Raw genomic sequence first — 11806 nt, forward strand, 5'->3', positions numbered from 1 at the left:
GGGGTGGGCTGGCGCGACATCTGCGTTGTTTTGCAACGGTTAAGTCAGAAGCTCGCTTCGCTCGCGCCCACCCCTAACCCCTCCCGCCTGCGGGAGGGGAATGTCTTGGGCTGGCCAACAGTCACCGCCAGCTCCATCACAACGGTAAAAGGCCCGCCGCGCCATTCGCGCAGCGGGCCTTTTCAGTGCGTGAAGCAGCAGGCGGGCAGTGCCGCGCTGGGGCTTTCCGGCTGATCCGGCCGGAAAACCTGTCAGCGCTTATTCGCCATCATCCTCCGCTTCGGGTCCGGCCATCATCCCTTCGGCGACTTCCTCGGTCTTGCCGCGGATCGCCTTCTCCAGCTTATCCGCCATTTCGGGATGTTCTTTCAGATAGGTTTTCGCATTTTCCCGACCCTGGCCGATGCGGACCGAGTCATAGGAGAACCAGGCGCCCGACTTCTCAACCAGCCCGGCCTTCACGCCGATGTCGAGCAGTTCGCCGATCTTGGACACGCCCTCGCCATACATGATGTCGAATTCGACCTGCTTGAACGGCGGGGCGACCTTGTTCTTGACCACCTTCACGCGGGTCGCGTTGCCGACAATGTCCTCGCGGTCCTTGATCTGGCCCGTGCGGCGGATGTCGAGACGGACGGACGCATAGAATTTGAGCGCATTGCCGCCGGTCGTCGTTTCCGGATTGCCGTACATCACGCCGATCTTCATGCGCACCTGGTTGATGAAGATCACCATGCACTTGGAACGCGAGATAGACCCGGTCAGCTTACGTAGCGCCTGGCTCATCAGGCGGGCTTGCAGGCCGACATGGCTGTCGCCCATTTCCCCCTCGATTTCCGCCCGCGGCACCAGCGCGGCGACCGAGTCGACCACCAGCACGTCGATGGCGTTCGATCGCACCAGCGTGTCGACGATCTCCAGCGCCTGTTCGCCGGTGTCCGGCTGCGACACGATCAGCTCGTCGATGTCGACGCCCAACTTCTTCGCATAACCGGGGTCGAGCGCATGTTCCGCGTCCACGAAGGCCGCGATGCCGCCGGTCTTCTGCGCTTCGGCGATGGCATGCAGCGCCAGCGTGGTCTTGCCCGAGCTTTCCGGTCCATAAATCTCGATAATGCGTCCACGCGGCAGGCCGCCGATGCCGAGCGCGATGTCCAGCCCCAGCGATCCGGTCGAGATCGCCTCGATCTCGATCTTCTCGCGGCTGCCCAGCTTCATCGCCGAACCTTTGCCAAAGGCACGGTCGATCTGGGAAAGGGCCGCTTCCAATGCTTTCTGTCTGTCCATTGTTCCTGTCTTCTTGGAATCGATGAGTGAGAGCATTGCTGTCATCGGCCTATCCCCTGTCAAGCGGAACACGCCGATTCATGTGGCGCGTGGCCATCATGTATCCTGTTTGTTCTAATGGAACAAGAGGGGAACGAAAATTTCTTACCCTGCTCCCAGCGCCTTGCTCAGCGCCCGTTCGACCGCCCCGATGGTGAAGGGCTTGGCCAGTGTCGGCCGGCTCGCATGGCCGGTGGGCAGATCGTCGGCCATGCCGCCTGTCGCGAAGACGAAGGGAATGCCGCTTTGCGCCAATATGTCGGCGACCGGCCAGCTTTTCTCGCCATGCAGGTTGCAATCGAGCAGCGCCGCGTCAAACCCGCCCTCGCGCGCCTTAGCGCAGGCGTCATCGACCGATTCGGCAATGGCGTGCAGCCGGTATCCCAGCGTGTCGAGATAATCCTCTAGCATCATGCCGATCATTGCTTCATCCTCGACGATCAGGATGGTCTTGCCGTCAGACATGCTTGCGTTTCCCCAATATGCCCCCGCACCCCCCGGTACAGTCTCTCACCAGCATAATCGCCGGGATGCGGAGAAGTTCATTCCCTCTCATTCCGGCGGCGCCGGTCGCGTCGCCAGCGCATCCCGCGCCGCTTCCGCCAACTGGCTGACGGAAAAGGGTTTTGGCAGGAAGGCCACATTGGCAATGTCGATCGATTTGCGCAACTGTTCCTCGGCATATCCCGACATGAACAATACCGGCAGGTCGGGATGGGCCGCCCTGGCCCGCGCCACCATGGACGGGCCGTCCATGTTCGGCATCACCACGTCGGAAATCAGCAGGTCGATCTTCTCGCCGCCGTTCAGCACCTCCAGCCCCTGTTCGCCGTCATTGGCGGTCAGCACCTTATAGCCCTGCCGCGTCAGCGCCCGTTCGGCGACGGCGCGGACCATATCCTCATCCTCCACCAGCAGCACGGTGCCGGTGCCCCAGGTTTCGCTGCGGCGGACGGGCGCCTTGGGCTGCGCGGCCTGATCGGCGTCGGCGCCCTGATAGACGGGCAGGTAGATGACGAAGCTCGCCCCCCGCCCCAGTTCCGACTCCGCGAAGATGAACCCGCCCGACTGCTTGACGATGCCGTAGACGGTGGAGAGGCCAAGGCCGGTGCCCTTGCCCAATTCCTTGGTGGTGAAGAAAGGTTCGAAGATCTTCGAAAGAATATCCGGCGGAATGCCCAGGCCCGTGTCCGACACCCGCACCGCCGTATAGTCGGCGGGCGGCAATATGTCCGTCCGCATCTCCCGCACCTTGGCGGCGGGCACGGCATAGGTCTGGATGTTGAGCGTGCCGCCATCCGGCATGGCGTCGCGGGCGTTCACCGCGAGGTTGACGATCACCTGCTCCAACTGGCCGGGGTCGGCCCGTACAGCGCCCAGATTGCGGCCATGGGTGACTTCCAGCTTCACGCTCTCGCCGAGCAGCCGCTTCAGCAGGTTGGAGACGTCCGCGACGATGTCGGGCAACTGCAATATCTGCGGCCGCAGCGTCTGCTGGCGCGAGAAGGCCAACAACTGCCGCGTCAACCCTGCGGCGCGGTTGCTGTTCGATTTGATCTGCTGGATGTCGTCATAATCGCTGTCGCCCGGCGTATGGCGCATCAGCATCAGGTCGCAATGGCCGATGATCGCGGTCAGGATATTGTTGAAATCATGCGCCACGCCGCCCGCAAGCTGGCCGATGGCCTGCATCTTGGTCGCCTGCGCTACCTGCCGCTTGAGCTTGCTCTCCTCGCTATTATCCTTGAGGGACAGGAGCACCGCCGCCTCGCCCAGGCCACGCACGCCCGCCAGGCTGAGCGCGATCGGTTCGTCCGGCTGCTCGCGCATGCGCACGGCAACGTCGCCCGACATTTGCGGCCCCACGGCGAAGCGCCGCACCGCGTCGGCCACCGCAGCCTGATCTTCCCGCACGACCAGATCGCCCGGATAGCTCGGCTTTTCGCCTTCCTTGAGGCCAGCCGCCCGCGAAAAGGCCTTGTTCAGGAACAGCACCCGCCCGTCGCGATCCGCCATGGCCAGGCCGAAGGGCAGCAGCGACAACAAGGTTTCGATATAGGAAAGCGCCGACGTCCCGCCGGCATTGCCCGCCGGTTCGTCGATCAGCAGCAGCAGCATCGGACCGTCCTGCGCGCCCGATTGCGCGCCGATGGGTTGGGCGGCGCGCTTCAACGGCACTTGCAGCAGCCGCAGCGGAATGCCGCCCGATTCCTCCCGCGCCAGGAACAGACGGGCCTTGTCGTCCACCCGCATATGCGCGGCGAAATCGCGCCCAGTGATATTGGCGTCGATCCGCCCAGCGGCGCGCAGCAGGAAAGCGCCGTTGGCCGCCCGGATGCGCCCCTCCCCGCCGATCATCACCGCCATGATGCCCGCTTCGCCCAATTGCCGCCCGGCCTCCCCGGTCAGCAGGCGGTGCACATCGTCCAGCGCGCTTGGCTGCCGCACCGGGGAAAAGCGCCAGAGCAGATAATCCTCCGACCGCCCCGTACGCCCGATGATGGCGTCCAGCCGCAGCGCGCCCTGCACGATCCCCTCCACCCGCGCTTCGCCGTCACGCCAGGCGGCGCGGGCGGCATTGCCCAGATTTTCCGACAATGCGGCATCGCCGGTGATGTGCGGCGGCGCGGGAAAGCCCGGAAACCACTCCCCGAACAGATCGCTGGCGCAAACCAGCCGTCCGGCGCGGTCGGTGACGGCGATCGCCATGTTGGATGCGTCCGCCGCCGCCCGCGCCACTGTCCAGTCCGGCACCGCCTCGCCCACCGCCACTTCCTGGGGATAGAGCCTGCGATACCAGCCCAGCAACGCCGCGCCCGCCAGCACCATCGCACCAAAACCCGCGCCCAGCGCCCAATTGCCCGCGGCATAAAGCACCAGCCCGGCCGAAATCAGCGCCAACAGGATCAGCATCGGCAGGGCAAGCGGCGACGGCCGGTCAGCCGCCCAAGCGTCTCCATCCCTGATCACACGCGCCCCCTGCATCCACAATGGACTTGCCGCCCCAAGCCGCTCAGGCCGAAGCGATTTCCTCCAATGCGCTGCTTTCGCGTGGCTTGCCAATCCTCAATTTGCGCGCATGCCATTTCCGGCCCATGCGATGGCGCCAGATCCAGTCGGCCAGGAAGTAGCCGACCACAGCGAAAGCCAGCGAAATCAGCGCCAGTCCCAGCAGCATCGCGGGCGCGGCCTCCGAAAAGAGCCACGCGCACCAGTCACGGATGGAGGCATGCCTGTCGATCAGCGCCATGAAGCCCGATGCGTCCGCCGTCCGCCCCAACATCCAATTGCCCATCCACACCGACGCCATCAGGAACAGGGGCGTCGTCGCCGGGTTGGAGAGGAAGGTCATCGCCGCCGCCAGCGGTATATTCGCCCGGAACGGCAGCGCCAGCAGCGCCGCGCCCGCAATCTGCACGCCGGGAATCAGCAGGAAGATGCCCACCAGCAGCCCCAGCGCCACGCCACGCGGCACGGACCGCCGGGTGAACCGCCACAGCGAGGGTTCCAGCACCCGATGCGCCACGGGGGCCAAAAAGCGGTTATGTTCCAGCGACTCGCGGGTCGGCGCATTAGCGTGCCACCAGCGGGAGAGCCTCCCCATCCCTTCCTTCGCGTGCATCAGCGATGCGCCTTCATGATGCGCTGCTGGTCCCGCTTCCAGTCGCGTTCCTTGATCGTGTCGCGCTTGTCATGGGTCTTCTTGCCCTTGGCCAGCGCCAGTTCGACCTTCGCCTTGCCCCGGCTGTTGAAATAGATGGACAGGGGCACCAGCGTCATGCCCTTGCGCTCCACCGCGCCGTGCATGCGGGCGATCTCCCGCTGGTGCAGCAGCAGCTTGCGGGGGCGCTTGGGCTCATGGTTGAAGCGGTTGCCGTGGCTGAATTCGGGGATATTGCTGTTGACCAGCCACACCTGCTCGCCCTTCACCTCGGCATAGCTTTCCGCGATATTGCCCTCGCCGAAGCGCAGCGACTTGACCTCCGTGCCTTGCAGGGCGATGCCCGCCTCGAACACATCCTCCAGGAAATATTCGAAACGGGCGCGCCGGTTCTCGGCGACGATCTTCTTCTTGTCGAAGGCTTCGGGACGGGGGCGGGCCATCGGTCTTTTTCTAAACTTCCATTCGTGTCGAGCGCAGCCGCATATACGCGCCGCGCCCGGTCCTTATTCCAGGCACGCGGCCCGGAAGGAGGGAATATGGGGACGGCGCGGCCTTATACCAGCCCGGCAATCTCCAACGCCCGGTCAACGGCGGCACGGCTGGATTCCGACGGCCAGGTGATCGGCAGGCGGACGTCGCCGGGCATGTCGGGGCGAACCCGCGTAAGGGCATATTTGACCGGGCCGGGTGAAGCGTCGCTGAACAGGGCATCATGCAGCGGGTAAAGACGATCCTGGAGCGCCAGGGCACCATCCCAATCGCCGTTCGCCGTCGCTTTCTGAAATTCGGCGCACAGGCGCGGCGCGACATTGGCCGTGACCGAAATGCAGCCCTTGCCTCCCATCGCGTTGAAACCCAGCGCCGTCTCGTCATTTCCGGAAAGCTGGCAGAAATCGGGGCGGCAGGCGAGCCGCTGCGCGGTGACCCGCCCCAGATTCCCGGTGGCGTCCTTGACGCCGACGATGGTCTGAAATTCCTCCGACAGGCGGTGGATCACCGGCACGCCGATGTCGGTGATGGTGCGGCTGGGCACATTATAGAGCAGGATCGGCAATGAGCAGCGCTCGGCCAGCCAGGCGAAATGGCGGTAGACGCCCTCCTGATTGGGCTTGTTGTAATAGGGTGCGACGACCAGCGCCGCGTCCGCGCCCGCCGCCTGCGCCGCGAACATATGTTCCAGCGCGATCCGGGTGTCGTTCGACCCGCAACCCGCGATCACCGGCACCCGGCCCGCCGCCTGATCCACACAGATGGCGATGACGCGATTATGCTCCTCGACCGTCATGGTCGCGCTTTCGCCCGTGGTGCCGCAGGGGACCAGGGCGCTGCTGCCTTCCTCTATCTGCCAGTCGACGAAGGCGCGGAAAGCCGCCTCATCCACCGCCCCGTCGCGGAAGGGCGTGATCAGCGCCGGAATCGACCCGGAAAACATGGCAAACAAACTCCTTCAATTCACCGGGATTCCGGGGCATCATAGCGTCAAATACACGAAGGGCGCGCTATAGCGCGTCATTCATGGCCTGATAAGGATGCATTTGCGATCATGTCTAGTAGGCTGTCGCCCTCCTGTTCCGAAACTGTCATGGTCCGTATGCCTTTGATTGCCCTTTTGCTTTTCACCGCCGGCGCCAGCGCGCAGACGGAAACGCCCCCACCGCCGCCCGCCTCGGCCTATCCGCGGGGCGCGGTCGTGCAGCCGATTCCCCGCTCGACGGAGCCGAGTCCCTGGCAGCAGGCGCAAGGCCGAATCGGCGTGGCGAGCGATCCCGCCATTTCCGGCACGATCAGCCAATGGCGCGCGCTCCAGCAGAGCGATGCCCTGGGCGCCTCCACCTATATGAGCTTCATCATGGCGAACCCCGGCTGGCCGGGGGAGGACCGGATGCGGCGGCTGGCGGAAACTGGCATCAATCCCAACAGCTACGATCCGGGGCAGGTCGTCGCCTTCTTCGCCCGCTTCCCGCCGCGCACAGCGACCGGCAACGCCCGTTACGCGCTGGCGCTGATGCAGCAGGGCCGCATGGGGGAGGCACGGATCGCGGCGCGCAACGCCTGGGTCGGCGGCACCCTCTCGCCCGATGACGAGGCGCGGTTGCTCTCGTTCTTCGGCTCCGGCTGGACCTCCGCCGAGCATGATCTGCGCGCCGACGCATTGCTGTGGAAGGGCGACATCATCGGCGCGCAGCGCAGGCTGGCCTATGTGTCGCCTGCCCGTCGCCCGGTCTATGAAGCGCGCATCGCCTTCCGTCAGAAAGCGCCCGATGCGGCCATCAAGATGCAGTTGGCCGAAGCCGTGGGCGCGACCGACGCGGGCTTCATAGCGGACAAGGCGACATGGCTGCTCAACACCGGCAACTGGATCGCGGGACGCCAATATCTGGCCAACCGCCCGGCGCTGACCTTCCGGCCGGGCGACGCGGAAAAATGGTATGAGGTGCTGCTGACCCAGGCCCGCGCCGCCGCGAACGACAGCCAGTGGAGCTTCGCCTATGGCATCGCCAGTAAGCTGGACGACGCCTATCTGCCCGGCACCGACGTCAACACCCGGCCCATTGGCGAGCGCGACGATTATACCAGCCTCGCCTGGCTGGCGGGATCGACCGCCTTCTATAATCTGGGCAGGCCGCAGGACGCGGTGGAGATGTTCCGCCGCTACGCCACCGCCGCCAAATCGCCGCAGACCCAGTCCAAAGGCTTCTACTGGGCCGGTCGCGCCGCGCTTCAGGCCGGGGACGCGGCGAGCGCGAACAGTTATTTCACACGCGCCGGGGCCTTTCCAGACCAGTTTTACGGCCAGCTTGCGCTCGAACGGCTGGGCCGCCCGATCCCCGCGCCCGCCGCCGTCGAGCGTCCGGTGGAAATCTCCGCCGGTGAACGCGCCGCTTTCGCCAACCGTTCGGTCGTCCGGGCGGTGAAGGCGCTGGGGCAGATGGGCTATTGGGAGGATCAGAGCAAATTCGCCCGCGCCATCGCCAATAATGCCGACAGCGACGCCGACCATTATCTGGCGGTGGAACTGGCGCAAAGCATCGGCCGTCCCGACATGGGCGTGATGGTCGGCCGCCGCGCCGTGTCGAGTGGGCTCACCGGCTATGGCGAGAGTGCCTTCCCCCGCGTGCCCGTGCCGTCCGAAGCGCAATATAACTGGACCATGGTCCACGCCATCGCCCGGCAGGAAAGCCAGTTCGACCGGCAGATCGTCAGCCATGCGGGCGCGCGCGGCCTGATGCAGTTGATGCCCGGCACCGCCCGCGAACAGGCGGGCAAACTGGGGATGAGCTACGACCCCAGTTCGCTCAACGACCCCAGCTACAACATCATGCTGGGTTCCTCCTATTTCCAGCGGATGTTGGACTATTATGGCGGAAGCTATCCGCTGGCGGTGGCGGCCTATAATGCCGGGCCGGGCAATGTGAACCGCTGGATCTCCGCTAACGGCGACCCCCGCCTGCCGGGCGCAGATATGCTGCGCTGGATTGAGCAGATTCCGCTGTTCGAAACGCGCAACTATGTCCAGCGTGTGCTGGAAAATGCGGTGGTATACGAGGCGATGAACCCTGGGCGAGCGCGCTTCCGGGGCACGACGACGCCGCTGTCCAAATATCTCGGCAAGCAGACGCCGGGCTAAGGACGCCCCCTCCGTTCGTTTCGAGCGAAGTCTAGAAACGCTGCGCATGACGTGTCTCGACTTCGCTCGACACGAACGGGTAGGGAAGATTCATCATGAACACCCCTCACCCCAATTACATCACCCCCGAAGGCTTCGCGAAGCTGCGCGCCGAATATGACCAGCTTCTTGGGCATGAGCGCCCGAAGATCGTGGAAGTGGTGAGCTGGGCGGCGGGCAATGGCGACCGCAGCGAAAATGGCGATTATCTCTACGGCCGCAAGCGGATGCGCGAGATTGACGGGCAGTTGAAGCGCCTCTCACGCAAGATGAAGGACGCCAAGGTCGTCGACCCGCGACAGCAGCCCGACAAGAGCAAGGTCTATTTCGGCGCCACCGTGACCATCGCGGACGAGGACGACAAGCGCCGCACCGTCACCCTGGTCGGCAATGACGAGACGGAGGCAAGCGCGGGCCGCATCGGCTGGAGCACCCCCATAGCCCGCGCCCTGCGCGGCGCGGCGGTGGGCGACCTGCGCCGCGTGATGCTCCCGGCGGGGGAGAAGGAATATGAGGTGATGGAAATCCGCTATCCGGAGTAATTCCTCCCTGCGCGAAGCGTGGGGAGGGGGACCGTCGGCGCAGCCGATGGTGGAGGGGAAATTCGGAGGTCGTGCCCCATTCCCCTCCACCACGCTTCGCGCGGTCCCCCTCCCCATCTACCGATGGGGAGGATTGGGATAGGTCCGCTTCCCGCCGAACACCCCGCTAATCATCCCGCCGCAATATGACGTTGAGCCGCTCCATCACTTCGGCGATCGGCTCGATCACGGTGACGCTGCGTCCTTCTCCGAAGCGGATGCGGGTGCCGTCGGTCACGGAGGATATGAAGGTGACCTGTTCGGCATTGACGGCGGTTTCGGTCCGGTCGGCGCCCACGAACATGACGAGCATGCATCCTCTCCTTCTTTATGGAAGGAGAGCCTAACCCGAATTCCGCCCGAAGCCAGCCCTTTTCCCGTCAAACCGCCTGAATCGCCCGGATGAAGGCACTGGCGCGATCATCCAGCCGGTGCGCCTCTGCCGACAGACGGCTGGCCGCGTCGCGCATGGCCTGCGCGCCTTCCACCGCCACCCCCGCATTGACGCTGATCTGGCTGGCGCTGGCGCGGATATGCCCGCTCGCTTCCCCCGCCTCCTCCACGCTGCCCGCAATCGCCCGGCTGAAGGCACCATGCCGCGCCACCGCTTCGAAAACGGAGGCAGACAGCCGGTCCGCCGTCGCGATGGCCGCATCCATATGCGCATGGCCCAGAGCGACCTGGCCGACGGTGGCGCGGATATGGTCGATCCGCCGCGCAATCTCCGCCGCCGCGTCGCGGGTCTGCCCGGCCAGCGTCTTGACCTCCCGCGCGACCACCGCAAAGCCGCGCCCGGCGTCCCCGGCGCGCGCCGCCTCGATCCCGGCATTGAGCGCCAGCGTGGTCGTCGCCCGCGCAATCGCGTCGATCAGCGCGGTCACTTCGCCGATCCCGTCGGCCTGCGCGCTCAGCGTCCGCGTCTGCGCCGCGCCCGATTGCGTCCGGTCCACGGCGGCGCGAATGGCGGCCCCCGCCTCGCGCACTTCTTCCTCCATTGACTGGAACAGCAGTCCCAATTCCCGCCCGGACGCCGCGATGCCCGACAGATTGTCCGCCGTCTGCGCCGCGGCGACCGCCATGCCCGCCGATGCATGACCGTTATGCGCCGACCGCTCCGCCGCATCTTCCGCCAGCCGCGACAGCATGTCCGCCATGGCCACCAGGTCCGCTATCAGCGTCCGGATGTCGCCGCGAAAGGTCGCGCTTTCCCGCGTCACCATCTCCAGCCGCTCGACCCGCGCCAGCGCCACCCGCGCATCCCGCTCCGCCGCCAGCTTGAGCAAGAGCTGCCCCCCGGCGATTCCGGCATAGCGGTCGCCATCCACCACGATCAGCCCTTCGCACCCCCTGCCCTGCGCGGCGTAAAGGTCGATCAGCGCCTCTATGCTGGCGCGCCGTTCCACCGTCGCGCAAGGCCGCACATGGTCGTCCAGCCGCCCGCCGAAACTGGGATTGCGCAGCAGCGCATGGCCGAAGGGATTGAACAGGATGCGCCGCATGTCGCATTCATAGATGGCGCCCACCGGACGGTTAGCGCCATCCAGCACCGGCAACAGCCGCAAGGCGGGATCATGCTGAAAATGATCGACCGCCTCGCTGAGCGGCCGCCCCAGCCGGATCGCCGGACTGGGCGTCACAAGCGCAAGCCCCGCCCCCTGTGAAGGGATGGTTTCGGGCGAGCATGGGTCAAGCATCTGGGGCGCGTACATAAGCGCCGATTAGGCCAGCAATGGTAAACGACACGTTAGGATTTGATGACAGTTTTATGACAATCGATTGTTTTCAAACAATTTTCTTATAACCATAAGCCTTGGTCGCCAGCTTCACCACCTCCGGATCAGCCTCCGGAAAATCCATCGGGACCAGCTTTTCCAGTCGCTCGGCCACATGATCCAGCGCGGCGATCCGCCCGGCGCGGCGGTGATTATTGTCGATGGCGTGCCAAGGCGCCGCCTTCGTGTCGGTCTTGCGGAACATTTCGTGCATGGCATCCAGATAATCCGCCCGCCTTGCCCGGTTGCGATAATCGTCCGCGCCTGTCTTCCACCGCTTCCAGGGCGTATCTAGCCGCTCGGCAAGCTGTTCGTCCTGCACCTCCTGCGTGATGTGGATGAACAGCTTGACGATGTTGGTCCCGGCATCCACCTGCTGCTTTTCGAAGGCGTTGATCTCGTCATAGGCGCGCTTCCACTCGCCCTTGGAACAGAAGCCCTCCACCCGTTCGACCAGCACCCGGCCATACCAGCTCCGGTCGAAGATCGCGATGTTCCGCCCGGCGGGCAAACGCGTCCAGAATCGCCAGAGGAAATGCCGGTCCCGCTCTTCCTCGGTCGGCGCGGAGATGGGATGGACATTATAATAGCGCGGATCCCATTGCGCGCTCATGCGCTTGATGATGCCGCCCTTGCCCGCCGCATCCCAACCTTCCAGCAGGATGACGCTGCGCCGGTCGTGGATGATGTGCGCGACCTGTATCTTGGCGAGCCGTTCCTGCAATTCGGCCAGCCTCGCCTCATAGTCGCCCTTGAACTTCGCGCCCTTCTCAAAATCGGCAAGGTCGATGGTCAT

The 11806-nt window shown here is 65.1% G+C and carries 12 protein-coding genes; 3 read left to right on the plus strand and 9 right to left on the minus strand.

Going from position 1 to position 11806, the window contains the following annotated elements:
• The coding region (locus tag BV95_RS24435; RefSeq protein WP_214442610.1) for a hypothetical protein at nucleotides 1-234 on the plus strand (234 nt) is incomplete at its 5' end.
• Between the two features lie 24 nt (nucleotides 235-258).
• Here BV95_RS24435 and recA read toward each other — a convergent pair.
• From recA to dapA, 6 genes are all read right to left on the minus strand, one after another.
• Complete coding sequence (gene recA, locus BV95_RS13110) at nucleotides 259-1332, minus strand: recombinase RecA (protein WP_037452574.1); 1074 nt, start codon at nucleotides 1330-1332, stop codon at nucleotides 259-261.
• A 99-nt stretch (nucleotides 1333-1431) separates the two neighbouring features.
• Complete coding sequence (locus BV95_RS13115) at nucleotides 1432-1791, minus strand: response regulator (protein ID WP_037452577.1); 360 nt, start codon at nucleotides 1789-1791, stop codon at nucleotides 1432-1434.
• A gap of 87 nt (nucleotides 1792-1878) precedes the next feature.
• Nucleotides 1879-4311, minus strand: coding sequence for a PAS domain-containing sensor histidine kinase (locus BV95_RS13120; RefSeq protein WP_051749768.1), 2433 nt, complete (start codon nucleotides 4309-4311; stop codon nucleotides 1879-1881).
• 28 nt (nucleotides 4312-4339) lie between these two features.
• Nucleotides 4340-4948: a DUF2062 domain-containing protein gene (locus BV95_RS13125; protein ID WP_013847733.1), complete on the minus strand. Its 609-nt coding sequence runs from the start codon at nucleotides 4946-4948 to the stop codon at nucleotides 4340-4342.
• A complete protein-coding gene (smpB, locus tag BV95_RS13130; protein WP_007683053.1) occupies nucleotides 4948-5430 on the minus strand; it encodes an SsrA-binding protein SmpB in 483 nt (160 codons plus the stop codon). Before smpB ends, BV95_RS13125 begins: the two co-directional genes overlap by 1 nt.
• A 113-nt stretch (nucleotides 5431-5543) precedes the next feature.
• Complete coding sequence (gene dapA, locus BV95_RS13135; protein WP_013847734.1) at nucleotides 5544-6422, minus strand: 4-hydroxy-tetrahydrodipicolinate synthase; 879 nt, start codon at nucleotides 6420-6422, stop codon at nucleotides 5544-5546.
• Between the two features lie 159 nt (nucleotides 6423-6581).
• Here dapA and BV95_RS13140 point away from each other — a divergent pair, with 159 nt between their 5' ends.
• Together BV95_RS13140 and greB are read left to right on the plus strand one after the other, a co-directional pair.
• A complete protein-coding gene (locus tag BV95_RS13140) occupies nucleotides 6582-8618 on the plus strand; it encodes a lytic transglycosylase domain-containing protein (RefSeq protein ID WP_409372089.1) in 2037 nt (678 codons plus the stop codon).
• Between the two features lie 95 nt (nucleotides 8619-8713).
• Nucleotides 8714-9199, plus strand: coding sequence for a transcription elongation factor GreB (gene greB / locus BV95_RS13145; RefSeq protein WP_037452585.1), 486 nt, complete (start codon nucleotides 8714-8716; stop codon nucleotides 9197-9199).
• A gap of 166 nt (nucleotides 9200-9365) precedes the next feature.
• Here greB and BV95_RS13150 read toward each other — a convergent pair whose 3' ends face one another.
• The 3 genes from BV95_RS13150 to BV95_RS13160 form a co-directional block, all read right to left on the minus strand.
• Complete coding sequence (locus BV95_RS13150; RefSeq protein ID WP_013847737.1) at nucleotides 9366-9551, minus strand: hypothetical protein; 186 nt, start codon at nucleotides 9549-9551, stop codon at nucleotides 9366-9368.
• Nucleotides 9552-9618: 67 nt separating this feature from the next.
• Nucleotides 9619-10875 carry a methyl-accepting chemotaxis protein gene (locus BV95_RS13155; RefSeq protein ID WP_276525116.1) on the minus strand — a complete coding sequence of 419 codons (1257 nt, stop codon included), beginning with the start codon at nucleotides 10873-10875 and terminating at the stop codon, nucleotides 9619-9621.
• A 145-nt stretch (nucleotides 10876-11020) separates the two neighbouring features.
• Nucleotides 11021-11806 (minus strand): polyphosphate kinase 2 family protein, encoded by a 786-nt coding sequence (locus BV95_RS13160; protein ID WP_037452591.1) that lies wholly within the window; start codon nucleotides 11804-11806, stop codon nucleotides 11021-11023.

The sequence above is a fragment of the Sphingobium chlorophenolicum genome (assembly GCF_000722875.1).
GTDB lineage: Bacteria > Pseudomonadota > Alphaproteobacteria > Sphingomonadales > Sphingomonadaceae > Sphingobium > Sphingobium chlorophenolicum.

Bases quoted from the DNA above. Each gene is read 5' to 3' on its own strand.
- recA (WP_037452574.1), bottom strand. From the start codon at position 1,332: ATGACAGCAATGCTCTCACTCATCGATTCCAAGAAGACAGGAACAATG.
- BV95_RS13115 (WP_037452577.1), bottom strand. From the start codon at position 1,791: ATGTCTGACGGCAAGACCATCCTGATCGTCGAGGATGAAGCAATGATC.
- BV95_RS13120 (WP_051749768.1), bottom strand. From the start codon at position 4,311: ATGCAGGGGGCGCGTGTGATCAGGGATGGAGACGCTTGGGCGGCTGAC.
- BV95_RS13125 (WP_013847733.1), bottom strand. From the start codon at position 4,948: ATGCACGCGAAGGAAGGGATGGGGAGGCTCTCCCGCTGGTGGCACGCT.
- smpB (WP_007683053.1), bottom strand. From the start codon at position 5,430: ATGGCCCGCCCCCGTCCCGAAGCCTTCGACAAGAAGAAGATCGTCGCC.
- dapA (WP_013847734.1), bottom strand. From the start codon at position 6,422: ATGTTTTCCGGGTCGATTCCGGCGCTGATCACGCCCTTCCGCGACGGG.
- BV95_RS13140 (WP_409372089.1), top strand. From the start codon at position 6,582: ATGCCTTTGATTGCCCTTTTGCTTTTCACCGCCGGCGCCAGCGCGCAG.
- greB (WP_037452585.1), top strand. From the start codon at position 8,714: ATGAACACCCCTCACCCCAATTACATCACCCCCGAAGGCTTCGCGAAG.
- BV95_RS13150 (WP_013847737.1), bottom strand. From the start codon at position 9,551: ATGCTCGTCATGTTCGTGGGCGCCGACCGGACCGAAACCGCCGTCAAT.
- BV95_RS13160 (WP_037452591.1), bottom strand. From the start codon at position 11,806: ATGACCATCGACCTTGCCGATTTTGAGAAGGGCGCGAAGTTCAAGGGC.